The organism is Candidatus Borkfalkia ceftriaxoniphila, from assembly GCF_004134775.1.
GTDB classification, from domain to species: Bacteria; Bacillota; Clostridia; order Christensenellales; family Borkfalkiaceae; genus Borkfalkia; species Borkfalkia ceftriaxoniphila.
On the sequence record NZ_SDOZ01000002.1, the window covers coordinates 720,264 to 746,624 of the forward strand.

Consider the following 26,361-nt stretch of genomic DNA (forward strand, 5'->3'; position numbering starts at 1 on the left):
TTCTACCCTATACGATATTGGCGGAAATGAGTTCCGCCCAATTGTTGTACATGAGCCCTTTCGTCCGCTCATAGCCGCCGAGCCGTTCCTCTTCCAATTCTTCGAGCGCGGAAATATCGCCCGATAGATAGCCCGTAAGGCGCGCCTTGCAGGCGAGGATCCTGCCGAGCAGCCCGCCGAGGCGCGCATCGTGCACTTCCATGCCGTTGGGCTTATTTTCCCGATACCACTGCGCGGAAAACGCCTTGTAAAATACGCGCACCTTTTTCTCGATACGTCCGAGATCTTTGACGAGCGCCGCCAACGTTTCCCGATCGTTTGCGCCGTACGCCGCGATGAGCCGCGCGCCGAAATCGTACTTTTCTAAGACCGCGTCCAAAAGGGTGTACGCCGTGTCGAAGAGATAGGCAAATTTTCCCGCGCGCGAGCGCGCCGCCGAAATCTTTTTCAGATTCGCGCGGAACACGCGCTTATATTCGGGCTTTGCCGCGCCGTCGAATATCCCCAAAAACAGATCGTTGTATAAAAATATTTTGCTGATATTCGCGAGATACCCTTCGGGCAAATCTTTATAGACCGCGTCCGGAAGATCGAGCGACAGAAAATCCTCGAAATCGCAGCCGACGATATTTTTGAAAGAAGTTTTGACGTCGCCGCCGTAGCGCCGCTCGGCAAAATAGACGACCGAAGGCAGCACGGAAAAAATCGACGCCTCGCCGCCGTTATCGCCCCAGGCGGTGACGGCAATATCGTCCACGCCGTGCCCGATGCAACTGTCCAGAGCCAGACGCGACGCGTTGAGCGAAAAGCGGTTTTGCGGCATAAAACCGCTCCAACGCCACGCGCCGCCCGCGAACGACATGGGATTGCCGATCTTGCGGTAACTCTCGATCATGCCGTCGTAGACTTTTCTGTCTGTCTGATAATAATCCCAATAGACCAGATTGACGTTTTTCGGAATGCTGTCGATCACCTCTTGCGGGATTTCCCGATCGAAACGGTAATATTCGCCGCCGAAAGCGAGGCGGAAGAACATATCGCCCCACATATAACAGGTAAAGCCGTACTTTTCCGCAATTTGCAAAACGCGCGTCAGATGGCGGTGAATGATATCGAAACGGTTTTGATAGCCGTGTCCGTCGAGATATTTCCCGAGCCCGACCATGTGCGCCTCGTCCATGCCGATATGCGCCACGCGCGCCGTGAACGAGCGGGAAAGTTGCGCGAACATATCGTCGATCAATTCGTACACCCGTTCGTCGTCGCACAAAAGAATGTCGTTGCAGTCGCGAAGATCGCAGAATTCGCCCCAGCGGAAAATCGCGGAAAGGTGCGCGAGCGTCTGGATGCAGGGCACGAGCGTCACGCCCAGCGCCTGCCCGTACGCGTCCAGATCTTTGAGTTCCGCCTCCGTATACGCGCCGCGAAGGTACCCGAACCGCGGGCGGTTTTCGATCTTGTATGTGTCCTCGGTGTACAGTTGCAGCCGATCGTACCCGCACGCCGCGAGTAAGCGGACGAGTTTTTTGACGGCGGGAACGGATAAAACCGCGTCGCGCGAGCAGTCCGCCATCAATGTGAGATGGGAAAACGCCGATCTCTGTTCGCAAGTTTCTCCCGCGAACGCCTTAATAAGCCCGCGGAAAAATTCGCTCTTCGTCGAAGCGCCGATCGTGACGGTATCCCCTTCTCTATGTACCGAAAGCCTATCGGACTGCCGATGCGATACGATCGTGCCCGCGCCCTCCTCGACGCCGTATTCGGCGGCAAGTTCGCGCGCGCCGAAACGCAGTTCTTCGCTCAGTTTCGTAAAGTCGAAGGTCATGATTATACTCCCCTTGGATTCTTCTCACTCATTATACAACAATCCGTGCAAATGTGTTTGCACGAAAAAAACAACGGATTTGCACAATCGGACACAAACGCGCTTGCATTTTTTTTCGCGGCGCGGTATAATGCGGATATGCAGTACCAACCCAACAAACTGCGCAGCGTGCTGTGCGTAAAAGAAATTTATACCATTCACTATTTTAAATATGCGCGCGGATTCGCGGCGAAGGGCGAGAGCCACGATTTTTGGGAAATGGTGTACATCGACGGCGGCGCGGCGGAGATCGTGGCGGGCGAGCGGCGTTTCGTTTTAAAACAGGGCGAGGCGGTATTCCATAAGCCGAACGAGTTCCACAACATTCTTACACACGATAAATTCGCCAATTCCGTCATCGTGTCCTTTGCCGGCACGGGGCGGGGACTGGACGCGCTCGAAGAGCGTATATTCACCTTGACCGACGCGGAAAAGGAACTTCTGAACGGGCTCGTGCTCGAAGGCAGCGAAAATTTTTCCGACCGCCTCGACGATATGTATTTGCAAAAGATGAATAAAAAGCCCGACGCGCCCTTCGGCGGCGAGCAGATCATTAAAAACACGCTCGAACTTCTCCTCATTTCCCTCATCCGCGGCACCGAGAGCGCCGCGCCCAACGTGATGATGGACGTACCGCAAAACAACGCGCTGTGCGCGAAGATCGTGCAGATATTGCAGGAAAACGTGTACGGCACGGTAACGCTCGACGAGATCGCGGCAAAGGTGTTCTTTTCGAAAACCTACGTAAAGCAGGTATTCGCGCGACAGATGCACGAGAGCGTGATGCAATACTACACGCGGCTGAAAATGGAGGAAGCGAAAAGGCTGTTATCGGAAAACAAACTTTCCGTGACGCAGATCGCTTATTTATTGCGATTTAACAGCATCCACTACTTTTCCCGCGCTTTCAAAAAATACGAAAACCTGTCCCCGACCGAATACGTGCGCTCGACCAAACTCGACAAACTCATTTAAGGAGAAATTTATGCTGCCGCAGGATGATTTTATTTTACTTTCCTATCTCAACGCGAAACTGCGCGACTTTTACCCGAATCTTTCCGCGCTCTGCGAAGATCTCGACCTTTCGCGCGAAGAGCTGGAAACCCGCCTATCCTCGCTCGGCTTTCGCTACGACGAAACGTGCAATCAATTTGTTTAAACAAAAAAAACGGACTGCTTTCGGCAGTCCGTTTTTTTACTTTTATCTTATTCCTGTTCGGGGAGAGCGATGAGTTCGCGCGCGGATTCGCCCTTGGATTTGAGGGTGAACACGACGAAATACGCGATGACGGCGAGCGCGACGGCGGCGGTGAGTATGATCTCGGGCACGTTCCAGATCGCGGAAAAGCCGCCCTGTCCCAGTTCGGATATAAGCATTCCGCAGAAATTGTAGACGCCGTGCACCAGCGCGCAGAAGATGACGCCCGCGCCCGCGAACATGGCGACGGCGAGCATCGCGCCGATCAGAAAGGAATAGCCCATCTGCAAGAACACCGCGCCGCTGAACCCGTTCAGGAGATTGACCGCGTGCAGCAATCCGAACATCGCCGCCGAGCCTAAGATCGCGATAAACCGTCCCTTGACGGAAGTACCCGTCTTTTGCAGAAGGAGCGGGAATACGATGCCGCGGAAGGTGACCTCTTCGAAAAAGCCCACGGCAAGGCACTCGAACAAAAACACCGCGATATACGCGCCGCCGTAGAGGAGGGAAGCGTCCCCGCGCGCGAGCGCGACGATAGGCAGATTGTTGACGGCGATGAGAACCGCGGGCAGAGCCAGAAGCACGCCCTTTACCGAGCGCGGCAGAAACGACGCGGAAAATCCCGTATGCACGGCGATCAACGCCATGACCGCGCCCATGACGACGCGCATGCCGCCCAATCCGAACAAGACCGCCATTTTTTCTTCCGCGAAAAACAGATCGCCCAGCCACTGCGTGGGAAATAAGATCAGCCCCAGCGCCAGAAGATAGATGATAAATGCCGACTGAACGGGCGTTTTGCGCAGATACAACATTCTTTTTTTCATAAAAACCGCCTGTAAACAACGCGCGGGAAAAGCCGTTCTCCGGCTTTTCCCGCGACTGTCAGTCCTGTGTAACGAAAGCCACGCCGAACGCGCCTTCACCCGTATGGATGGACAGAACGGGTCCCAGTTCGCGGCGATGGACGTGTATGTGCGCAAAGCGGTGCCCGATGAGCGCGGCAAGTTCGTCCGCCTGTTTCGTTTCTCCGCAGCGCGCCACGATGATGCGGCGGGTGTTATCGGGCAGAGCCTCGCACAAAATCTGCAATCTGTCGCGCGCGAGCCGCGCATTGCAGCGGAAAGTCAGTTTTTTATACAGATCGAAGATCGGCTTATAGTTGAAATTGATCTTTCCTTTCGCGGAGATCAGCCTTCCTCCCGCGCGCAGGTTATCCAGCGTTTCCACGGTAAAGACGATACGGATCTTTTTTTTCAGCGCTTCGAGATGTTCGACGGTATGTTCGAAATCGAAACCGCCGTTGATCATGTTCACGGCCTCGTCCACCAAAAGGTGCATCCCCATTCCCACTGTCTCCGAATCGAGCACATAGATCTTGCCGCCCACTTCGCCCGCGGCGAATTTCGCGGAGGAATAGGTGCCCGACAGCGCGGAACTCATCACGATACAGATGACCTCGTGCCCCGCGGACACGAGCGAATTGAACGCAGAGATGAAATGGCTGAGCGCGGGCTGCGCTGTCTTGCACTTTTCACCGCGGATGAGCGGCAAAAAGTTTCCGTTTTTGTCGGACGGACGCTCTTCGAAAAATTTGGCGCCGATCTGATAGTTGACGGGAACTACCTTCACGATGCCGCGGCTGGAAATTTCCGCCGAAGAGTAGCCGACCGTAGAGTCGGTTACGATTGCGATCATATTTTTCCTCCTTTGCGTGCTTTAAAACTTGCGGAAACGGCGATAGCGCTCTTCGATAAGTTCATCGGCAGGCACTTTTTTCTTTTGCTGAAAGAATCGGAAGATCTGTTCTTTCATATCTTCGAAAAACGTTTCGGGAAAGTCGTTCTCTTCGAATATTTTCTCCACCGCGCCGAGCGATACGAGATCGTCCGCCGTGAGTTTCAGACTTTCCGAAGCCTCTGCGACTTTTCCGCTGTCTTTCCACAAAATCGAGGCGCAGCCCTCGGGAGAAATAACGGAATAGGTGGAATTGGAAGTGATCCACACTTCGTCCGCGGCGCACAGGGAAAGCGCGCCGCCGCTGCCGCCCTCGCCGATGATGATCGAGAGCGTGGGCGTCTTTAAGCGGATCATTTCCAGAATGGAAGTCGCGATCGCCTCGCTCTGTCCGCGCTCTTCCGCGCCGATGCCGCAGTACGCGCCCGACGTATCCACAAAACAGAGCACGGGACGGCGGAATTTTTCCGCCTCTTTCATCAGCCGCACAGCCTTGCGGTAACCCTCGGGATGCGCGCAGCCGAAATTATGCGCGATCTTATCCGCCGTGCCGTCGCCCTTTTCGATGCCGATGACCGTGACTGGCATGCCCGAGATCGTGCCGATGCCGCCGATGATCGCCTTATCGTCGGAAAAGCGGCGATCTCCGTGCAGTTCGATGAAATTCTCCACGATACTGCCGATGTATTTCACCGCGGTGGGTCTGCCCTTTTCGCGGCTTTTGAGCACTTTTTCGTATGCGTTCATTCTATACCTCCGCCGCGTGCAGGCGTAAAAGTTCCGCCAACTTTTCTTTCATCTCTTTGCGCGCCACGATAAGATCCACAAAGCCCTTTTCCTGCAAAAACTCCGCGCGCTGAAACCCTTCGGGCAATTTCTGTCGGATGGTCTGTTCGATGACGCGCGGGCCGGCAAAACCGATGAGCGCGCCTTTTTCCGCTACAATGATATCCGATTCGAACGCGAAAGAAGCGGACACGCCGCCCGTCGTGGGATCGGTCAGAACGCTGATATACAAAAGCCCCGCTTCGCCGTGCTTGGCGACCGCGGCGCTCGTCTTTGCCATCTGCATGAGGGAAATGATGCCCTCCTGCATGCGCGCGCCGCCGCTCAGAACAAAGCCGACGACGGGAAGTTTTTGTTCCGTGGCGTATTCGAACAGCGAGGCGATTTTTTCGCCCACCGCGTGCCCCATGCTGCCCATCATAAAGCGGGGATCCATGGCAAACACCGCGGCTTTATGCCCGCCCGAAAAAGCGGTGCCGCACACGACCGCCTCTTTTTCAGAACTCGCCGCACGCGATTTTTCCAGTTTTTCGTCATATCCCGGGAATTGCAGCAGATTTTCGCCCGTCACTTCCGCGAAAAGTTCCTCAAATCCGTCGAAATTGAAGGATATGCGCTCGCGCGCGCCCATTTTATGGTAAAAGCCGCACTTCGGGCACATATATTGATTGGCTGCAAGTTCGTCGCACAGAATGATCTGCTTGCACTTTTCGCACTTTGTGGCGAGTTTTTCGGGAATCGCGGACGCAGTGGCCTCCCCGTCCCCTTCCAACTCGTTTTTCGGTTTTTTGAAGAAAAACTTTTTAATATCTTCGAATTTCACGTTACAAACTCCCTGTCTGCGGGTTTATTTAGTAGTTTTTCAGAAATTTATCCAGGAAATTGGTGCAGTACTCGCCGCTCTTGAATGCGGGCTCGGCGAGGATATCGCCCGAAAGTTCCGCATTGGTGCAGACTCCCTCGATGACCAGTTCGCACAGCGCCGCCTGCATTTTCCGTATCGCCTCGGTGCGGTCGCGCGCGAAGACGATAAGTTTGCCGATCATGCTGTCGTAATAGGGCGGGATCATATAATCCTGGTAAATGGCGGTATCGAAACGCACCCACGGTCCGCCCGGAATGTGCAAAAGGTTGATCCTGCCGCAGCAGGGACGGAAATTTTTGCGCACGTCCTCCGCGTTGATGCGGCACTCGATGGCGCAGCCGCGGAATCGGATATCTTCCTGTTTATACATGAACTCCACGCCCGCCGCGATGCGGATCTGCCACTTGACGATATCGATGCCCGTGACGTATTCGGTGACGGGGTGCTCGACTTGCAGGCGGGTGTTCATTTCCATAAAATAGAAATCGTTATTTTTATCGAGCAAAAACTCGATGGTGCCGAGGCTCGTGTAATTGACCGCTTTCGCCGCCAGCACGGCGCAGCGCATCATTTCGCGGCGCACGTCTTCTTTCAAAACGACGCAGGGGCTCTCCTCTATGAGTTTCTGGTTCTTGCGCTGCATGGAGCAGTCGCGCTCGCCCAAACACACCACGTTGCCCTGTTCGTCGGCGACGATCTGCATTTCCACGTGCTTGACGTCGGTCAGAAATTTTTCCAGATACACCTTGCCGTTGCCGAAAGCGGAGAGAGCCTCGTTGGACGCGAGCGCCACCGCGGTTTCGAAATCCTCTTCCCTTTCCACGATGCGGATCCCGCGGCCGCCGCCGCCCGCGCTCGCCTTGACGATGACGGGATAGCCTATTTTTGCAGCGAACGCCTTTGCCTCCGCAACGTCGGCGATCTCGTCGAGCCCGGGAACGACGGGCACGCCCGCCGCTTTCATGGTCCTTCTGGCCTCGTCCTTATCGCCCATTTTCGCGATGACGGAATAGTGCGGCCCGATGAACTTGACGTTGCATTTTTCGCAAAGTTCGGCAAAGCGCGCATTCTCGCTCAAAAGCCCGTAACCGGGATGGATCGCCTGGCAGCCCGTCGCGATCGCCACGTCGATGATCGCGGTCATATTCAAATAACTGTCTTTCAAAAGCGCGGGGCCGATACAGTAACTCTCGTCCGCCAGATTGACGTGCAGCGAGTTCGCGTCCGCCTCAGAGTATACCGCCACGGTGGAAATGCCCATTTCGTTGCAGGCACGGATGATGCGCACGGCGATCTCGCCACGATTCGCTATCAGAATTTTACTGAACATCTCTTACCCTTTTAAAATATCTTGAAAAGCACCTGCCCGAATTCGACCAAAGAGCCGTTTTCCGCGCAGATCTCCACAAGTTCGCCGTCCTCTTCCGCGACGACGTCGTTCATCAGTTTCATCGCCTCGATGATACAGAGCGTATCGCCCTTTTTCACCTTGTCGCCCACTTTGATGAACGGCTCGGAATCGGGCGAAGGCGAGGTGTAAAAGATGCCCACCATGGGCGATTTCACGTCGCGGTATTTATTGAAATCCTTGATCTCGCGCTCGGTATCCGAGGCTGCGGGCTCCGTTGCCGAAAACTGCGGGGCGGCATGGGCGGACGCGGGGACGGGTAAAATTTCGCCTTTCTTTTCCAGTTTGATGGAAAAGGCGTTCTCCCCTTCCTTTTCGTTTATTTCCATAAAAGTCAGACCGCTGTCGTTGAAAATATCCACGATGCCTTTCAACTTTTTATTATCCATGTTATACTCCTATGTGTACTAATCCCTGTATTTCCTGAATGCAAGACAGCCGTTATGGCCTCCGAATCCCAGAGAGGTAGACAGCGCGAATTCCAGCGGCGCCCGCACGGCGACGTTCGGCGTGACGTCGAGATCGCACTCGTCGTCCTTCACGCGGTAGTTGATCGTGGGCGGAATAACGCCTTCTTCGAGCGCTTTGACGGCGGCGATGGCCTCCACCGCGCCCGCGGCGCCGAGCATATGCCCCGTCATCGACTTTGTCGAAGAAACGTGCAGTTTATACGCGTTTTCGCCGAACGCCTTTTTGATGGCGGCGGTCTCCGTTTTATCGTTGAGCGGCGTTCCCGTGCCGTGCGCGTTGATATACAGTTTTTCGTCCGCGACCACGCCGCCCTCTTTCGCTGCCAGCATGATGGCGCGCGAGGAGGCGATCGCCTCGGGATTGGGCGCGGTCATGTGATAGGCGTCGTTGGTGCAGGCATAGCCCACGACTTCGGCATAGATCTTCGCGCCGCGCCGTTTTGCGCGTTCCAGTTCTTCCAGAACGAGCACGCCGCCGCCTTCGCCCATCACGAAACCGCCGCGTTCCTTGTCGAAAGGAATGGAAGCGCGGTCTTTATCTTCGCTCTGCGAGAGCGCCTGACAACTGATGAACCCGCCGAAACAGATCTCGTTGATCGCCGCCTCGCTGCCGCCTGCGATCATCGCGTCGGCATAGCCGTGACGGACGGCGCGAAACGCCTCGCCGATGCTGTTCGTGGACGTGGCGCACGCCGTGACGACCGCAATATTCGGCCCCTGCGCATTGTAGCGGATCGCCACCGTGCCCGAGGCGATGTTGGAGATCATCATCGGTACGAAATAGGGAGAAATGCGGTTCCAACCCTTTTCCATTCCCTTCGCGTGCTCTGCGACGAGGGTGTGAATGCCGCCGATCCCCGAACCGATATACACGCCCATGCGGTCGGGCTCCACGGTGCCCTCGATCTTGCTGTCTTCGACCGCCTGCACCGCCGCCGCCAAGGCGTACTGCGCGTACAGATCGGTCTTTCTGACGTCGCCCTTGGGCATATACAGCGCGGGGTCGAAGCCCTTGACCTCGCCCGCCAGTTTTGCCTTAAAGGAACCGATATCGAACGCGGTGACAAAATCGATGCCGTTCTTGCCCGCGATCATATTTTCCCAGGTTGATTTCACGTCGTTGCCGAGCGGCGTGACCGCTCCCAGCCCCGTTACGACAACTCTTCTTTCCATAAATCCTCCGTTATTGTTCACGAAAATCTTTTTGAACCCACAAAAGTATTTTCCGTGATTTGAAAGGCTCCGCCCTTCGGTATTGCGCAGTTGATTTTTGTGATCATTCACAAAAAATTACATGCACATGCCGCCGTCTACGCGCAGCACTTCGCCCGTGATATAGCGCGCGCGGTCGGAAACGAGAAAGAGCACCGCTTCCGCAATGTCTTCCGTTTCGCCCAGTTTCCCGAGGGGAATGAGTTTATACATCGCCTGTTTCTGCTCCTCGGAGAGCGCGTCGGTCATCGCCGTCTTGATAAAGCCGGGCGCGACCGCGTTGGCGGTGACGCCGCGCGGCGCAAATTCCTTGGCGACCGTCTTGGTCAGCCCGATGATGCCCGCTTTGGAAGCGGAATAATTCGCCTGCCCCGCGTTGCCCATGAGTCCGACGACCGAACTGATGGATACGATACGGCCGTAGCGCTTGCGCATCATATAGGGGGTGACGTGTTTGATCATGTTGAAACAACCTTTCAGGTTGATGTTGATGACGCGGTCCCAGTCCGCCTCTTCCATGCGGACGAGCAGTTTGTCCGCAGTGACGCCCGCGTTGTTGACGAGGATATCTATCTTGCCGAAATCCTTGAAAACTGCGTCCGCCGTCGCCTTTGCGGCGGCAAAATCCGAAACGTCGCAGCGATAATAGGCGACGCGCACGCCGCGTTCCGCGATCTTTGCGAGCGTTTCTTCCGCCGCGGACTTTTCGCCGTAGTCCACGACGGCGATATCCGTGCCTTCCGCCGCGAGCGCTAGCGCGATGGTCGCGCCGATGCCGCGGGCAGCGCCCGTGATGAGGGCGACTCTATTTTCAGTCTTTTCAGACATAATGTTCTCCTTTTAAAGTCAGCCGCGCTGCACGAGATTGGTCAGCACCTTTCCGGGCCCCACCTCGATGAATTCTTCGATACCCGCGGCGCGCATATTTTCCACCGTTGCGGCAAAGCGCACGGGGGAACACATCTGTTCGGACAGCGTGCCGACGAAATCTTCTGCGTACGGCAGCGCCGTGAGATTGGCGTACACGTCCATTCTCGGTTTTTGAAAGTTCAGCGCGGACAAAAATTCCGCGAATTTTTCCGCTTCGGGCGCAAGTTCGGGGCAATGGAACATACCGCTCACTTTGAGGGGGATCGCCCTTCCGCCCGCCTGTTTCACGCGCGCGGAAAATTCTTCCCGTTCGCTCATCGCGCAGGCGACGACCGTCTGTTTGCGGGAATTATAGTTGGCGGGATGGGTATTTTTGCCGTCGCAGAGCGCTTCGACCGCCCCGGGCTCCAACCCGACGACGGCGATCATACAACCCTGCACCCGCCCTGTGTATTCTTCCATCAACTGCGCGCGGCGCACGATGGCTTTGAGCGCGTCCTCTTCCGACAACGAGCCCGCAAAGCAAAGCGCGGGCACTTCGCCCACGGAAAATCCGCAGACCGCCTGCGGCGCGCCCGTTTCTTCCTCACGCGCGTACGCATACGCGAGATCCGCCAGAAACATGGCGGGCTGCGTCCAGAGCGTGCGGTTCAGATCTTCCTGCGGGCCGCAAAGCATCTTTTCGACGACGCCCGCGCACACGCTCTCCGCGCGCTCGAACAAATTTTTGACCTTGGGAAGGTCTTTCACGTCGGACGCCATGCCGACGACTTGGGCGCCCTGGCCCGCAAACAGATAGGCTAAACGTCCCACTTGACGCCCTCCATCAGTTTTTCCGCGCCCGCCATCACGTCGTCGACGATCTCTTTGGCGCTCTGTTCGCACTTCACGAGCCCCGCGATCTGTCCCGCGAGGAAACAGCCCTTTTCCGTGTCGCCCTCTTTGGCGGCAAAGCGCAGCGAACCCACGCCGAACTGTTCGAGTTCTTCGTCGGGAGTATTGCCGTCCGCCTCCAACTTGGCGTAAGCGTTGGTATAGGTGGTCTTGATCGAGCGGACGGGATGTCCCAGCCTTCTGCCCGTGACCATGGTGGAAATATCCTTGGCCGCCAGCACTTTCTGCTTATAATTCGGGTGCACGGTGCACTCTTTTGCTACCAGAAAACGGGTGCCCATCTGCACACCGCACGCGCCGAGCGCAAAGGCGGCGACCATGCCCCGGCCATCCGCGATTCCGCCCGCGGCGACGACGGGGATCTTCACCGCGTCTACCACCTGCGGCACGAGCGCCATGGTCGTAAGGTCGCCCACGTGCCCGCCGCTCTCGCCGCCCTCGGCGATCACCGCGTCAACGCCCGCGCGCTCGACGATCTTCGCCAGCGCCGTGGACGCCACGACGGGAAGAATGGTGATACCCGCCTCTTTCCACATTTTGACGAAACGCGAGGGATTGCCCGCGCCCGTGGTGACGACGGGGACTTTTTCCTCGGCGACCACTTTCGCGACTTCTTCGACGAAAGGGCTCATCAGCATGAGATTGACGCCGAAGGGCTTATCCGTCATCGCTTTACAGGCGCGTATTTCGCTGCGCACCCAGTCGGCGTTCGCGTTCATGGCGGAAATGATGCCGAGGCCGCCCGCGTTGGAAACGGCGCTCGCGAGCGACGCGTCCGCGATCCACGCCATGCCGCCCTGGATAACGGGGTGCTCGATATGAAGTAATTTCGTTAATTTTGTCTGCATAGTACCGCTTGCTTACTTGTTTGCGACGGCCTCGTCGATCTTTTTGACCAGTTCGCCCACGGTGGAGAGAGCCATATTGTCGCCCAAAGAAATATCGTACGCCTCTTCGATCTGCATGACGATATCCACTTTATCCAGAGAGTCGAAGTCCAGTTCGTCGAACGTGGTATCCATGTTCACGTCCAGTTCTTCGCCCTTGCATTCGCTGAGAATTTCCTTCAATTTCGCCAAAGTTTCCATTTTTTCAATCTCCTTTTTTAATCTTTATTCCATTTTATGAGTAAAGCGCCGCTCGTCAGTCCGCCTCCGAACGCGACGAACAGCAACTTGTCTCCTCTGTGAAAGGTGCCCTTTTTGGCAAATTCGTCCAAAAGCACCATGATCGAAGTCGCGCTCATGTTGCCGTATTCGGCAATGTTCATGAGCACTTTGCTCTTTTCTATTTTAAACTTTTTCTGACAGGCGTCCACGATGCGCACGTTCGCCTGATGCGGGAGGAACCAGTCCACTTCCGCAGGCTCGATGCCCGCCTTTTTACAGACGTTTTCGATCTCGTGACCCATGGCGTTGACCGCGAATTTATACACTTCCTGCCCGTCCATGTGCATGACCATCTTTTCCGCCTTGATCTCGTTGAAACGGCTTTCGCCCTCGAACGAGGGCATGCGGATGGACACGCTGTCGGGCTTTCCCGAAAGTATGCCCGCAAGACGCCCTTCGCCCTTTCCCACGACCATGGCGCCGCTGCCGTCGCCGAACAGTACGCAGGACGCGCGGTCGTTCCAGTCGACGAGTTTGGACATCGCCTCGGCGGATACGATGAGTATTTTATCCGCTTTGCCCGTGGAAATGAGAGAATCGGCAAGTTCCATGCAATACAGAACGCCCACGCACGCCGCGTTGACGTCGAACGCGGGCGCGGCGATGCCGAGTTTTTCCGCCACGCAGAACGCGAACGAGGGCGTGACGGTGTCGCCGCGCATGGTCGCCGCCAGCACGAACCCGATCTCCGAAGGAGAAGTTTTTGCATCTTCCAGGGCAATCTCCGCGGAACCGACGGCAAGATCGAGCAGCGTTTCGTCGGTCAGAACGTGCCTTTTCCGGATGCCCGTGCGCGTATAGATCCATTCGTCGGACGTATCGAGAAATTCTGTTAAATCATCGTTGGTGACAACTTTTCGGGGGACGCGGCTGCCCGTGCCCAGAATATCGAATGACATTTTATCTTCCTTCCAAACATGAAAAAACCCGCTTCGGGAAAAATTTCGTCGAAACAGTTTTTACGTACTTTTATCCTTATTTTTCGGGGGGAACCATTGCAAACGAGAATTCCGCGCAGGTGCAAAGTTTTCCGTTCGCCTTCAAATTCCCCTTGGCGAAACAGAAAATGCCCTTTCTCGCCGTAATGGAAACGGTCATGACGGCGGTGTCGCCGGGCAGAAGCGGGTGCTTGAATTTGACGTTGTTGAGCCCCGTGTACATGGGCGTGGCGCCCTCGTTGTCGCACAAAAGCGCGACGGAGGTCTGCGCGATCATTTCCAGTTGGATGACGCCCGGCACGATGGGATTGCCGGGAAAATGCCCCTGCAAAAAGAATTCGTCGCCGCGCACGGTGTACTTGCCCACGGCTTCGCCCCCTTCGTTTACGTTCACTTCATCCAAAAGGAGCATGGGTTCCCGATGCGGGAGGTGCTTTTTGATTTCCTCTCTGAACATAACTACTCTTCCTCTAAATCCTAAAATTAGCGCCGCCGCGTGCGGCCGCTTTCAATTTATTTTACCAAATGTTTTATAATAATGTCAAACGATTAACAATCCGCCCGCTTTTTTCACCCATTTTTCGGATTGTGTCGCCGAGGTGAAAATCAGTTCGGAAAGACTTCGGGCGGTTCCCTGTCCTCGGGAAAGAGCGCGCCGCCCACCACGGGCAGAACGAGCGGCGCGACGAACGCCGCGCCCGTGAGATTGGTGACCGCCGCCCTGAGATAGGGATACAGGATCGCGACCGCCTGCACGTTGAACGCGCGCCGTTCGAAGTCGCTTCCGACTTCCGCCTCGAATACGCCCGTCAGGCAGACTTTCAGATCGAAGGGCTTGGGCGAAGTTTCGCTGCTCTCTATTTTGACTTCCAACGTCACGAAATGCAATTTTTCGTTGTCGGGCGTCTTGCGCACGCGGCGGGAAAAAGAGGGCTTCAAGTCCAGTTTCGCGTCTTTGGGAATCTTCACGTTGTTTTGTTTGAAACTGAGTTCTTCCGCGCGGATCCCGCGCAGATTCAAAGAAATATGTTCCATGACTCACACCCCCGAATCTACAATATATGCCTATAAATTATACAATCAAACGCGGCGATTGTCAACGCGATTGCATAAATATTCCCTATTTTAATCATCACGGAATGCGTTTTTTGTCGTTTTATTCAAAAAAACCCGACCGAAGCGGACGCCGCGGTCGGGTTTTTCTTTCAGATTTACGATTCCTCGCACACCTCGAATCCCATGTTTGCAAACACTTTTTTTATTTTTTTCACGGCGCTGTTCTCCGAACCCCAGGACACGTTCAACCAGCCCGTCTTGCCGCCGCCCGATACGATATCCACGATCGTTTTGTTCGGTTCCTCTTTCACGATCATGGCGACCATCAGCGTGGAATTGGTTCGGAAATAGAACTCTTCCCCGATACACACCGTTATTTTTCCGTCGCCTTCGATGAATTCCCGCAGATACATTCCGTCTTCCGAACAAAAACAGGAAAACGGTTCCCCTTTTAAGATCTCTTGCAGATCGATATTCCGATCTGCGGTCAGCCTCACGCTTTTCATAAGACGTCCTCCTCTGTTTTTATGATTATAACATGAAACGGACGCAAAAGCAAGCGGCATGAAAAAAAGGAGCCGAAACTCCTTTTTTACTTTTATGATCTGTTACATCAAGGCTCTGCCCTGGTTGCTGCCGACTACGGTAAAGAGTTCGCACTCGGAACCGTTTACGGCGTCGATATAGACGTAATAGGTGCTGCCGCCGTATTCGCCCGAGAATTCGTACGCGAGCGTTTCCGTGTTATCCACGGGAATGAGGCACAGGCGTTCGGTTTCGGCTTCGAAACCGTTTTTGAGTTTCGCGCGCGCCTCTTTCATGGAAAGTTTGGCGGCGGGCAGTTTGCGTTCGGTGTGCGAACGGATATACGAGTTCGCTTCCAGTCCGATGACGGCGCCCTTCTCTTCGCAGACTTTGACTTTCACCAGATCGGAATAGCAGACCACGCCGTTCTGTTCGTACGCAAAGTTGATGGTGCACTCGGTGCCCGCTTCGCTGATCCAGACTTCCTGCATATCGTCGAATCCCGCTTTTTCAAGGAAGTTTTCGGCGATCTCGACGCAGGCTTCGACGTCGAAGTTGTGCGCTTCGCACTTTTCGTAACTGTCGAACATCGCCAGCACGCCGCCCTTTTTGGTCATCTGCGCGCTGAACATTCTGCCCGCGTTGTCCTTCATTTCGAAGTTATACAGTTCGATATTGCGCAGTTTGGTCTCGCCCGTCATATCGATTTCTTTCATATCGTGCTTTTCAAAGATAGCCGCGATCTTCTCTTTGGCTTCCTTTTCTGAGATCTCGCCCATTTTCGCGATGAGTTTGACGTCGCCGCTGTTGGCGGACTGCGCGAACGGACCGTCGTAGATCATCTTGGGCATCTGAATGGTGTCGTTTTCCATGGCCGCGAATCCCTTGTCGAACACTTCGCTGTGGCCGTCGAGGATCTTATTGATCTCTTTGCTGTCGAGGGAGTTCACCGTTTCGTTGAGTTTGTTTTTGAGGGCGTTGGTCGTTTCGTACATATACTGGATGACCTCTCCTTCCTCTTCGCTCAGTTTGCCGCCCTTGGCAAGTTTGTTGAGGAGCGAACGGGAATAGTCGCTGACGCGGTTGATAAACGAAGTGAGATTCTCCGTTTTTTCCACGCTGACGGGGAAAGATTCGAGGCAGTTTTCGCACAGTTCGCTCTCCACGACTACGTTGGTGAGCAATTTCTGCTGTTCGTATCTTCCGTTTGCGACGCGCGCCTTGGAAAGGTTCGTGTCCATATTGTCGACAAAACTCATCAGTTCGTAAAACGAACCGGTATAGCCGTTGGATACGTTGGAACGCACGTTTTGCAGGTTGAAATACCCTACGGTGACGACCGCGCCCAGCGCGAGCACCATGACGCTCAAAGATACCACCGCGGTGATCCAGCCGCCGAATCCCGGCGTGCGGTCGCGGCGGTCGCCGCGTTCCGCCCTGCGGGCTGCGCGCTCTTCTCTTTTACGTTCGCGTTCTTCCATCATATGCGCGTGCTGTTCCCTTCTGCGCTCTTCGCGCTCGGCGCGCATGGCGCGTTTCTGCTCTTTTCTCTCGCTTGCGGAAAGCGTTGCCCTTGCGGAAGCGCGTTCGCGGCGCTCCTCTAATTTTCTTTCGCGGGCAGCGATCTGTTCCGCGCGGCGCTCCTCCATCTCCGCTTTCCGCTTTTCGCGGGCGGCAAGGCGCTCTTCCGCCTTCTTTTCCTGCGCTAAGCGATGGGCTGCGCGGCGCTCTTCCATCTCCGCTTCGCGGCGCTCGTGCGCGGCGATGCGGTCCGCGGCCATATCCGCGCGGCGATGCTGCATTTCCGCCTGCTTTTCGCGCTTTTTGTTCTCGCGCTCCATCGCGGCTTCCAGACGGGCTTCCGCGCGTTCATTCTCGCGCTCGATGGCTGCGGCGTTCCTGCCGTGTTTCACCGACTTTTCCGAGCCGCTTTTGCGTTCAATTTTTTCCGACTTTTCCGAGCCGCTCTCTTTGTTGATATTCTCTACCTTTTCGGCGCCGCTGGAAATCTTATTATCTTTCTTCATCGCATCCTCCTTATCAAATGGCAAAGACGTGCTTGCCGATCACCGTAACCGTTTCGCGGGAGAAGATCCACGAACTCGTGGCAACCGCGGGGTTATAATAGTACAGACAACCGTACGAAGGGTCCCAGCCGTTCACGGCGTCTTTCGCCGCGTTCATCGCAGTCTGGTCGGGCGAAAGGTTGATCTGACCGTCGGAAACGGCGGTAAACGCGCCCTTCTGGTAGATAACGCCCGAAATGGTGTTGGGGAATTTGGGGCTCTTCACGCGGTTTAAAATGACCGCGCCGACCGCGACCTGACCCGTATAACTCTCGCCGCGCGCCTCCGCATAAATGCACCGCGCCAGAAGTTGCATATCCGCGTTGGAATAATTCCCGTTGGAAGACGACGAAGACGACGAACTGCCCGTGTTGATGCCGAGGGCCGCGAACGTCTGTTTGCCGACGATACCGTCGACGCTCAAACCGTTTTTACGCTGGAAATATTCGACCGCTTTTTTGGTCTGGGAACCGTAGATCCCGTCCACGGAGCCCGAATAGTAGCCCCAATTTTTTAACTTTTGTTGAACTTTTTTGACTTCGGAGCCCGTACTGCCCTTTTTGAGGACCGCCGCATCGATCGCAAAAGAATAACCGCTGCCGGTATTTGCGACGGCGCTTTGCGCCGCGAACAGAACGCCGAAGGTGCACGCCGCCGCAAAGACGAGCGTAAGCGCGCTCACTGCTAAGATTTTTTTCATTTCTCCTCCTTAAAAATCTATGCGGACGCGCCCGAATCGTGGGAAAAGAAGCCCGCAATGATATCGTAAATTGCCGAACGGTAACGTATATTCGCGCCTGTCGCCTCGCCAGCAAAGCATAAGGGGGGATAGATCACGCACCACCAGTTGGCGCCCGATGCCTCGCCGAGTTCCAGAATAAGCGCGTCGTACACGCCGCTTTCCAGCGTTACGTTCTCGTAAACGCGGGTGGGGAACTCTTCCCTCGTAAGTTTTGCCTTTGCGCAGTAAGAATAGCCGTGTTCGCGCAAGACCTCGTCTGCGACCTGTTCGATCTCGGAAAGTACTTCCTCGATCCTTTTCATCGCCTGCGCTTTGCTTTGGCAGGCAGCCGCGAGGGGCATGAGATAATCCACGACCGCGTCCTTGACTTCGTATTTGACCGATTGGTCGTACACGGCGTCGGAGTTGGCGCGGATATGCACGCGCAGAAATTCCGATTCCGTTCCCGCTGCGGGCGTTGCGCTCATACATACCGTCAGAATTATTATGAATAAAAACATAAAAACTATGCAAAATTTTTTCATTTCAAAACCTCCCCGCGCCGTTTCCCGGCGCCGCTTTTCTTTTATGAACATATTTTTCGCGGTTTATACGTTCACGGTAAGAAAAAAACGTCCGCAACTTGCGGGCGTTTTTTTATAAAACGAAATATACTGTCAAATACGATATGCCGAGAAGCACGAGAAGGAAGGAAAAATTGAAAAGCAGAAATTTTGCGAGATAGCGCCTTGTCCCTTTCGGATCGAGCGCACGGTAGGTATTGAGAGTGATCAGGCTCGCGAGCGAGGCGACAGGCGTTCCCAGACCGCCGAGATTGACCGCGATGAGCAGCCGTCGGAAATCTTCGGTAAAATGCGACAGGAGCACCGCGGACGGCACGTTGGAAATCGCCTGGCAGGACAAAACGCCGAAAAAGAGCGGATCGAGCGCCATCAGCGAACTGAAAAATTCCCGCACGGCGGGGATACGCGAGAGGTTTCCCGAAAACACGAAAAAAGCGCAAAACGTCAAAAGCAGAGCATAATCCACGCGCAACAGCGCTTTCCGATCCAAAACGAGTACGGCGGCAAACACGGCGAGCAGTCCCCAATAATAGGGAAAGAGGCGGAAAACGATGCACACGGAGAGAACGAACAGCAGAGAATAGGCGAGAACGCGCCATACGGGCGGCGACGCTTTGGGGCGCGTGCCCACTTCCACGCTCTCCTTCTTTACGAACAGGCACACACCGAAGATCAGTGCGAACGCGGCGGCAAAGGGCAACGCCATGATTTTGAAAAATTCCGCGGTGCCGATCTCGTAAAAAGAATACAGGTACAGATTCTGGGGATTGCCGAAAGGCGTGAGCATACCGCCGAGATTGGCGGCGATATTCTGCATAACGAAAGTAAACGCGAGGTGCTTTCTTTTGCCGCACGAATCGAGCACGAAAAAACCGAGCGGCAGAAAAGTGACGAGCGCCATGTCGTTCGCCATGATCATCGAGCCGAAATAGGTGACGGACACGAGCGCGAGCACGACGCCGCGCACGCTCTTGAAACGCCTGACGATCTTATCGGCGAGCCACACGAAAAATTTGATATTCTTGAACGCCCCTACCACAGCCAGCGTACAGAAGAGACACGAGAGCGTGCGCAGATCGAAGTAATCCAGATATCCCCTGTCGATGGGAACGAAAATACAGGTGATCCCCGCCGCCGCGAGCGCGATCCACAACACCGCGCTGTTTTTCATAATATGTAACAGCGTTGCCGCCGTCTTTTTTTTGACTTTTTCCATATCCGGAATATTATAGTTCCGCGCGCGCGTTTCGTCAATCGGAAATGCGGGCAAGGGAGGGAATTTTCGAAAAGTATCCCGAAAATGCCGCCGCCACAGGCAAAGGCTTTGCGATCGGTATTTTATAAAAGGAAAGAGAGAGCGTTTCGGCTCTCTCTTTTTTTAGTTCCATAAAGCGGAAATAATATTCATGGCGTACAGACGGATGAGAAAATCGTTGGGGTGATTGATATTGTTGGAACTCAGATCGACGTAATGTTTGCCGCGCTCGAACACGAGATATTCGTGCAGGGCATACATATTTACCGATACGACGGAAGCGTCGTTTTCCGCGATCTTGTCCATCGCCTCAGCGTACTGCCCCTGAATACCGAACGCGCCGCTTTGCGGATTGGGCATGAGGGAGGAAACCAATATAAATTCGCAGGAGGGATTGTACTTTCTGACGTTTGCCATGGCGGCGCGGATATTGCTCTCGAAGGTCGCCACGGGTACGGGCGCGACGCTGTTGTCTGTGCCCGTGCCTCCGTCGTTCGCGCCGAAGGATAAAATCACCAGATCGGGCATGGACTGCCCCACCGCGTATGCGCGGGAAGCGCCCCATTCGGACGCCATGCCGCCCATGGAATAGTTCTGAAAGTCGATATCGACGCTGAAAGTCTTTTCCACGTAGCGGCGGAAGAGCGACGAATAGATGGGCTGATAGGGCGCGATATTCAGTTTACCGCTGCTGTTGGCGCCTTCGGAAATGCTGTCGCCCAACACCGCCAGCCGCACGGGCGCGCGCTCTTTTAACAGGTTGCGCAAAGCCGGCAGTTTGCTTTCGTCCGCCGCGCTTACCGCTTCCTTCGAAAATTCATTCATATCGTATTCGTAGGTGACGCAGATCTGTTTTTCCACGAGATACGAAGTTTCCGTGTACATGAGGCTGGGAACGGACGACGAGGAGGCGGGAAACTCGTACAGCCCCTCCACGCCCTGCGGACGGGTCTTGTAAAACAGGTTTTCTTCATTGAGATAGGGACAGGCCGAGTTCTGCGTGAGAAAGATATTCCCCTCTGCGTCGATGGTGTAATCCTTATTTTCCGTATAAGTCGTTTCCAGCGTGTAACTGCGCACAGAGATAACCTTTTTCGGGCGGAAAGCGAGTTTGCCCGAGGGCATTTTATCGCCGCTTTTGAGCATTAAAACCGTCTCGTTATACATGACGCCGCTCTTCCAGGCGGGCGTCGTACCGTTTTCAAAAGTATCCACAAATGCCTCCCCTTTCGTCGGCTCGGGTTCGGGTTTGGGCGTCGGCGCAGTAGGGCCGCAGCCGCTCAGCATTCCCAAAAACAAACACGCGCACAGCGCGAGCGCCAGAGGGCGCGCTTTCTTTTTCACTTTCACGCGCGGCGCGGGCGCACAAAATCTTTTTTGCTTAATTCGTTTGGGCACGGACGCGCATCGGATCGCCAACAGCGCCGCGATCAGGGCGATGCCTCCGCCGAGAATAAAGAGCCCTGCGGCAATGCTTACGGCCGGCGCGGCAAGCGTCTTGACCGCAATGGGCTGATAGGCGACGAGTTTGACGGGCGAGGCAGTATCCGCGCCGCTCACCGCGTATACGCGGTACGTATAGCGGGTATCGGAAAGAAGTCCCGTATCCGTAAACGTACGGTTATCCGCGCCTTTCAGCACGAAAGATTTGTCGAATTTGCCTGCGCGCCAGCGCTCCACGAGATAGCCGTCTACCTGGAAGTTGCCGTCCGTGCGGTCGGGCGTTTCGGCGCTGAACGAAAGTTTTATGCTGTTTACCGTAACGTCCTTTTCCGAGGGCGCCCAGGGCGCCTGCGCCGTTTTTAACGTGGGCTGTTCGTTGACGATCTTTTTGCCGCCGATCTGTTTGAGATAGTGGCTCGCTTTGCCCGAAAGCACGCCGTCGTCCACGCCCGTGCCGTCTGCAAGGTACGCGGTGGTGTTGAGTGTGGAAACGTAAAACCCGCTGTTCTTCCCCTCCGCGTCGGTATAACCTTTTTCGATTTTTGCGACCGTTTCGTTGAGCGCGCTTTCAAATCCGTCCCCGAAACGCACGCCGTTGACGTAAACGTAATAGTTCCCGTCCACTTTCGCGGTCTTTACGACGATATCGCCGTCCGCAGCGGGAATATACGCCGCAGGCAGTTCCGCGCGCAGTACGGGGGTATACACGCCGTTCGGATAAGACGGCTCGTCCCATAAAAGGACGCTTGCGAAAAAGCCTTCCGCGTCGCTCCCGTAAGGGAACGTGATTTTGACATGAATGGAATTCCAGGCATAATAACTGGCAAATTTCTGCCCGTTGAGCGTCAAAGAGATGTTGGAATTGATTTTGGAAGTCGATCTCGGCATATCGCCCGCGGACAGGACGGCGGAAAACCCGTCAAACGAGGCGAATGGCGTAAGGTAGGTGACGTCCGCATTCACGCCGTACAGTTTATCGCGGCCGCTCAAACGCAGACCCTTTTCGCTCACTTCGAACATTGGATCCATATAGGGTTGGCTGAGATAGGTGAACGCGCGGTCGGCGTATTCGGGCATACCGAGATAGTAATTTTCCGCAAGCGAAAACTCGATTTTTTCCGCGGGGTCTTTTTCATACGAACTATCGCCCGCATAGGGATCATCGCGCGAGGGCGCGGCGAACGTTTTGCCGCCCGCGCCTTTGAGTCTGACCGCGGCGGAAGCACCGTCGCCCCCTTCCATGCAGATAAAAGCGTAGACCTGTTTGCCGAGCATCGCGTCGAGCGTCTTATTGAGAAAAGCCTGCGCGCTTTCGCTGCCCGACGGGTTCAGAAGCGTAGCGTTCGCTTCGAGGGGTAAAACGGCGCCGTTCGCGGAAACGGACCAGTTTCCGCCTTCTTTGACGAGAGTCAGTTCGCGCGCGCTTGCAAAGGGAACGGATTGCGTGACGCCCGCGACGGCGAACGCCGCATCGGTCAGGTTTTCGCCCACGCCTTTCATCATGACGGTGGAAGCGGACGCGCCGCTCATGGAAAAGCGCACGGTAAAACCGCCGATATTTTTAAATTTCGCAAGACTGCCGGGATCATTCATATCTATCCCAAGAAAGTCCCAGGGATCCAACCACGATTCGTCCACGTCGCCCGAAATAAAGCCGATATCCACGTTACAGCCCGCGTCCGCCTGCAAGATCTCCGCCTGTACGGAAAAATTTTCGGTGAGCGCGACGCCCTTTTTCACTGCCGCCTTGATTACGGGTTTATCCGCTTCGAACGCGCCGCGCAGTTCTACGCCGTCGGCGGTGATATTGACGCCCGTGAGTTCGCGGTTGACGTTGGAACGCGCGCCGCGCAAGATATCCGCGCCCGTGACGCAGATCGTATCCGAAGCAGGCTCCGCAAACGCGGGCGCTGCCGCAAGGCACGCGCAAAGGCACCCGACGAGCGCCAGAAGCAATAAAATTCTCTTTTTCATCTTCCCTTCCCCGAAATTTAATAATTCTTTACCAGACGCATGACGCGGCGGCTCCATTCTTCCAAACGCGCGGGCGCGCGCTGCACGGTGGTGAGATCTTTTAAGATAAATTCGACGGCGACGCCGTATTCGCGGCACGCCTGCAAGGTTTCTTTGATCTCCCGTTCGACGATGTCCCATTCGACGGAAGAAGTGCCCAGATAGGCGGGCGTGGGTTTGCGGCTCATGATATAACGATTGCCGATATTCTGCGCGGCGACGCGCGCGTCGGCAAAGGGGCTGACCGAAACTTTTTCCACGTTCGGGATCATGTTGACCATACCCATGCGGTCGTGGAGAGGTTCGCAGCAGCCGTAATAGCCCTTGCCGAACCGCGCGAAAATTTCGCGCGCGTAGGGAAGTTCGAATTCCTCGTGCATCTCTTTGGAAACGGAAGAAAATATCTGCGCGGTGCCGAACGTCCAGGAATTTTTCGCCGTGCCCTCTTCGCCCGCGCCCTTCCAGTCGCTGTATAAGAGCGAATAGCACAAAGATTCCTGCCGCCCCTCGACGAGGCGCAGTTTTTCCAGCCCGTCGATGATATGGTGCGTGACGTCGGTGATGCGGCGCATGATCGCGTGCAGAAATTCGGGGCGATCGTATAGGTCCATCAAGCAGTTTTCCACACCGTGCCAGGTTTCCAGAAGATCCCACGCGTTGAAGAGCACCGTGCGCCCCGTGTGACGTACGGGGATCACGCCGCCGAAAATATCCTCGTAAATTTCCGCGCATCGTTCGTATTCCGCGCGGTCGACGCGTACTTCCTGAAAACAAATCTTTTCGATGTCTTTTTCCTCTTCCAACAAATCGCAGAAGCGGTTGGATTGGGCGGAAGCGCTCTCCGTGGCGGCGGAAATACCGTAATCGCAGCCCAGGACCGGCACGGGGAGTTTGATATAATCGTCCAACACCAAATCGGTATCGAAATGTTTTTTGCTATACAGTTTGCGCAAAAAATGCGTTTCCAACGAACGGGCAAAGGCGCTTTCACAGCGGTTTTCCAACTCTTCGCATTGCATTTCCTGCCAGGGGATCTCGTCCACGATGACTTTGGGGCGCCCCGCTTTTTCGTCGTTGAACCGTACCCATTCGGCGCGCAGTTTCCGATTTTCCTCGCCCGCCGAAATTTCCCGATAGCGGGAAGCGAGGGTACGCAGTATTTCCTTATCCTTGTTCGGTATCATATTTTCTCCTTTTTAAGCGCGATCTCGAAAATCGCGGCGCTGTACGGCTCTCTCGCCGTGACGTCGAGCGATTTGCCGTTCAGCATCGCGCCGACGCCGCAGTCCCGTTCGGGATAGGCGCGAACGGTCTCCGTTTGTTCGCCAAGCCACTTTTTCAAAGGTATGCGGAAATTTGTCCCGTTCCCGCCGAACCGCCAGAAAAAGAGCACGAGTTTGGTCTTTTCATCGTCAATAAGGCCCAGCGCGGTAAATTCGCCGAGGTCGGAAATATCCGCAAAGCCGACGGGATAGACTGCGCTCGCGCGCGCCTTGAAAGGGCGCAAAGATTTGAAATAGCGCACGCCTTCCGCGATGAGCGCCGCGTTTTCCTCGTCGGCATAGTCGAGCCTTCCCGATAGGTACAGATTGCCCGCGATGCCGTTGACAAGATTGAATATCGTCTGCCGCCCGCCCTTTTGACGCGCCGCCTCCTCTTCCATGGCGCGCGCGTCCGCGCGAACGTCGAAAAGGTTGGGATAGGGATACGCCCAGATCCCCGCCTGCTCGGGCAAAATATTCGCGAGCGTGCCCTGCGCGATGGGCGGGTTCAAATAGTACAATTCCTGATCGGACGTGCTCTGCAAGCAAAAATGCTTGAGGGTGCCGTAGTCCGAACGCATGGCTCCGCTGCCGCAGTTTTCCAAATACAGATCGGGAAACGCGGATTTGAGCCCGTCGTAAAACGCCATTGCCGCGCGATGGTTTTTCGCGATGACGTCGGAGAGCGTCGTCCAGCGGATCGCCGCGTTGAAGTCGTTTTTGATATAGCGCACGCCCATATCGTAGAGCGCTTTGACCCGTTCAAAGAGATATGTACGCACGTCGGGATTGGAAAAATCAAAGAAATACCGCTCGCCGCCGCCCACTCTTTTGCCGTGTTCGCAAATGAAGTATTCGTCGGGGAAAGAGAACGCTTCGGCGTTTTCGCTGCAAAGTTCCAGTTCCGTCCACACGCCCGCGACGAGTCCCAACTTTTGAATTTCTTTCAGAACGCCGCGCAAGCCGAGTTTCGGGAAGCGGTCGGGACTCTCCTTCCAGTCGCCCAGCCCGCCGTAAAGGCTGTCGGATGGCGCATACCAGCCGCAGTCGATACAGTATCCCTCCGCGCCCAGCGCCGCCGCTTTTTTTGCCAGCGTAAGAATTTTATCTTCGGTCACGTCGCTCCAAAGGCAGTTCATGTAGTCGTTGAACATGAGCGGGGCGGTCTCCTTTTTATAGAGGACGCGGCGTGCGCGGGTGAGCGCCTCCGTCGCTTCGTCTATACCGCCCGCAACCGCGCCGAACAGCACGGCGGGCGCTTCGTACCGCTCTCCCGCCCGCAAAACGAGCGCGGCGCCGAGATCCGACGCGGAAATATGGCGGCTTTCCAGATACCAGCCCGCCTTCTGCGCGGCGTACGCCGCCGCGTGTCCCAGCCCGATATTCCAGTTGCCCTCGCATTCGGCGTTTATAAACCATATTTTCTTTTTGCGCGTATCTTCCAGATACAGGGAAGGAAAATATTTCGCCGTGGTGTAGCCCCCGTGCGAGGAGAGCACGAAACTCTTGCTCATAAAATGCGGGGAAACGTACGTCAGTCCCAATTCCCGCACAGACTGCGACCGATGGCGCACTTCCGCGTGCCACGCCGCTTCGAACCAGTGCGCGCGAAGGGGCGGCGCGCTCTCGCCGATGCCCCCGCCCATGCCGCTTAAAAAGGCGGAGGAAAAGGCATTGACGACGATCTCTTGCCCGCTTTCGTTGAAAAGGCGCGAACGGCAGACGAATACGCCCGTATTCCCTAAGGGGGAAATTTCCGTTACTTCGCGCAGTTTCAGTCCGTCGTGGAAATAGGAAAAGAGGGTCGCGCCCTCTTTTCTCTCTTTTCCCGCCAAGCGAAACTGTTCGGAAAGCAGGCAGTTAGCGGAGGTCAGTTCGGAAAACTGCCCCTCACTTTCGCCCGCCACGCACAGTTTAAAGGGAACGAATCCTACATATTCTTCTTTGGAAGATGCGGCAAAATCGACGAGTTTACCGTTTTCGTCCCATTTCAGTTTACATTTTCCGCTCGTGATATTCATA

25 protein-coding genes are annotated in these 26,361 nt (G+C 55.4%); 2 read left to right on the forward strand and 23 right to left on the reverse strand.

Translation table 11 applies throughout. The features are described from left to right. Positions 1-7 precede the first annotated feature (7 nt). Entirely contained in the window at positions 8-1,825 is a 1,818-nt protein-coding gene (locus ESZ91_RS03495; RefSeq protein WP_129224192.1) for a beta-N-acetylhexosaminidase, read from the reverse strand. A gap of 138 nt (positions 1,826-1,963) precedes the next feature. On the opposite strand from ESZ91_RS03495, the gene ESZ91_RS03500 reads away from it, so the two are divergent. Further along, positions 1,964-2,839, forward strand: coding sequence for an AraC family transcriptional regulator (locus tag ESZ91_RS03500; RefSeq protein ID WP_161971030.1), 876 nt, complete (start codon positions 1,964-1,966; stop codon positions 2,837-2,839). Positions 2,840-2,849: 10 nt separating this feature from the next. Continuing rightward, the gene (locus tag ESZ91_RS03505; protein WP_129224196.1) at positions 2,850-3,023 is read left to right on the forward strand and encodes a DUF4250 domain-containing protein; all 174 of its coding nucleotides are present in this window, start codon (positions 2,850-2,852) and stop codon (positions 3,021-3,023) included. A gap of 47 nt (positions 3,024-3,070) precedes the next feature. Here the strand turns inward: ESZ91_RS03505 and ESZ91_RS03510 are convergent, their stop codons facing one another. The 22 genes from ESZ91_RS03510 to ESZ91_RS03610 all read right to left on the reverse strand — a co-directional run bounded on the left by ESZ91_RS03510 (position 3,071) and on the right by ESZ91_RS03610 (position 26,360). Further along, a complete protein-coding gene (locus tag ESZ91_RS03510) occupies positions 3,071-3,892 on the reverse strand; it encodes a CPBP family intramembrane glutamic endopeptidase (protein ID WP_129224198.1) in 822 nt (273 codons plus the stop codon). Positions 3,893-3,950: 58 nt separating this feature from the next. Next, complete coding sequence (locus tag ESZ91_RS03515) at positions 3,951-4,763, reverse strand: DegV family protein (protein ID WP_129224200.1); 813 nt, start codon at positions 4,761-4,763, stop codon at positions 3,951-3,953. Positions 4,764-4,784: 21 nt separating this feature from the next. Next, entirely contained in the window at positions 4,785-5,549 is a 765-nt protein-coding gene (gene accA / locus ESZ91_RS03520) for a carboxyltransferase subunit alpha (RefSeq protein ID WP_129224202.1), read from the reverse strand. A 1-nt stretch (position 5,550) separates the two neighbouring features. After that, a complete protein-coding gene (gene accD, locus ESZ91_RS03525; RefSeq protein WP_236082711.1) occupies positions 5,551-6,411 on the reverse strand; it encodes an acetyl-CoA carboxylase, carboxyltransferase subunit beta in 861 nt (286 codons plus the stop codon). A 28-nt stretch (positions 6,412-6,439) separates the two neighbouring features. After that, positions 6,440-7,783, reverse strand: a complete 1,344-nt coding sequence (accC, locus tag ESZ91_RS03530; protein ID WP_129224204.1) for an acetyl-CoA carboxylase biotin carboxylase subunit — start codon at positions 7,781-7,783, stop codon at positions 6,440-6,442. 11 nt (positions 7,784-7,794) lie between these two features. After that, entirely contained in the window at positions 7,795-8,250 is a 456-nt protein-coding gene (gene accB, locus ESZ91_RS03535; RefSeq protein WP_129224206.1) for an acetyl-CoA carboxylase biotin carboxyl carrier protein, read from the reverse strand. Positions 8,251-8,268: 18 nt separating this feature from the next. Further along, positions 8,269-9,504: a beta-ketoacyl-ACP synthase II gene (fabF, locus tag ESZ91_RS03540; protein WP_129224208.1), complete on the reverse strand. Its 1,236-nt coding sequence runs from the start codon at positions 9,502-9,504 to the stop codon at positions 8,269-8,271. 117 nt (positions 9,505-9,621) lie between these two features. Next, complete coding sequence (gene fabG, locus ESZ91_RS03545) at positions 9,622-10,371, reverse strand: 3-oxoacyl-[acyl-carrier-protein] reductase (protein WP_129224210.1); 750 nt, start codon at positions 10,369-10,371, stop codon at positions 9,622-9,624. A gap of 18 nt (positions 10,372-10,389) precedes the next feature. Beyond that, positions 10,390-11,226, reverse strand: coding sequence for an ACP S-malonyltransferase (locus ESZ91_RS03550; RefSeq protein WP_129224212.1), 837 nt, complete (start codon positions 11,224-11,226; stop codon positions 10,390-10,392). Beyond that, positions 11,214-12,155: an enoyl-[acyl-carrier-protein] reductase FabK gene (gene fabK / locus ESZ91_RS03555; RefSeq protein WP_129224214.1), complete on the reverse strand. Its 942-nt coding sequence runs from the start codon at positions 12,153-12,155 to the stop codon at positions 11,214-11,216. The genes ESZ91_RS03550 and fabK overlap by 13 nt, the downstream gene beginning before the upstream one ends. A 12-nt stretch (positions 12,156-12,167) precedes the next feature. After that, entirely contained in the window at positions 12,168-12,395 is a 228-nt protein-coding gene (locus tag ESZ91_RS03560; protein WP_129224216.1) for an acyl carrier protein, read from the reverse strand. A 17-nt stretch (positions 12,396-12,412) separates the two neighbouring features. Beyond that, positions 12,413-13,375, reverse strand: a complete 963-nt coding sequence (locus tag ESZ91_RS03565; RefSeq protein WP_129224218.1) for a beta-ketoacyl-ACP synthase III — start codon at positions 13,373-13,375, stop codon at positions 12,413-12,415. A gap of 76 nt (positions 13,376-13,451) precedes the next feature. Further along, complete coding sequence (locus tag ESZ91_RS03570) at positions 13,452-13,871, reverse strand: 3-hydroxyacyl-ACP dehydratase FabZ family protein (RefSeq protein ID WP_129224220.1); 420 nt, start codon at positions 13,869-13,871, stop codon at positions 13,452-13,454. Between the two features lie 149 nt (positions 13,872-14,020). After that, positions 14,021-14,449, reverse strand: coding sequence for a protein-export chaperone SecB (locus ESZ91_RS03575; RefSeq protein ID WP_129224222.1), 429 nt, complete (start codon positions 14,447-14,449; stop codon positions 14,021-14,023). Positions 14,450-14,625: 176 nt separating this feature from the next. Further along, the gene (locus tag ESZ91_RS03580) at positions 14,626-14,976 is read right to left on the reverse strand and encodes a DUF6054 family protein (protein WP_129224224.1); all 351 of its coding nucleotides are present in this window, start codon (positions 14,974-14,976) and stop codon (positions 14,626-14,628) included. 102 nt (positions 14,977-15,078) lie between these two features. Next, entirely contained in the window at positions 15,079-17,022 is a 1,944-nt protein-coding gene (locus ESZ91_RS03585; RefSeq protein ID WP_129224226.1) for a PepSY1/2 domain-containing protein, read from the reverse strand. A 13-nt stretch (positions 17,023-17,035) separates the two neighbouring features. Beyond that, positions 17,036-17,761, reverse strand: coding sequence for a spore cortex-lytic enzyme (gene sleB, locus ESZ91_RS03590; protein ID WP_129224228.1), 726 nt, complete (start codon positions 17,759-17,761; stop codon positions 17,036-17,038). Between the two features lie 17 nt (positions 17,762-17,778). Continuing rightward, positions 17,779-18,327 (reverse strand): stage II sporulation protein R, encoded by a 549-nt coding sequence (locus tag ESZ91_RS03595; protein ID WP_161971031.1) that lies wholly within the window; start codon positions 18,325-18,327, stop codon positions 17,779-17,781. 112 nt (positions 18,328-18,439) lie between these two features. Then, positions 18,440-19,582, reverse strand: coding sequence for an SLC13 family permease (locus ESZ91_RS03600; RefSeq protein ID WP_201270842.1), 1,143 nt, complete (start codon positions 19,580-19,582; stop codon positions 18,440-18,442). 162 nt (positions 19,583-19,744) lie between these two features. Further along, a complete protein-coding gene (locus tag ESZ91_RS03605) occupies positions 19,745-23,038 on the reverse strand; it encodes a GDSL-type esterase/lipase family protein (RefSeq protein WP_161971032.1) in 3,294 nt (1,097 codons plus the stop codon). Between the two features lie 17 nt (positions 23,039-23,055). Continuing rightward, positions 23,056-24,261 (reverse strand): uroporphyrinogen decarboxylase/cobalamine-independent methonine synthase family protein, encoded by a 1,206-nt coding sequence (locus ESZ91_RS11640; protein ID WP_161971033.1) that lies wholly within the window; start codon positions 24,259-24,261, stop codon positions 23,056-23,058. Then, positions 24,258-26,360 (reverse strand): glycoside hydrolase family 36 protein, encoded by a 2,103-nt coding sequence (locus ESZ91_RS03610; RefSeq protein ID WP_161971034.1) that lies wholly within the window; start codon positions 26,358-26,360, stop codon positions 24,258-24,260. The genes ESZ91_RS11640 and ESZ91_RS03610 overlap by 4 nt, the downstream gene beginning before the upstream one ends. Position 26,361: the final 1 nt, after the last annotated feature.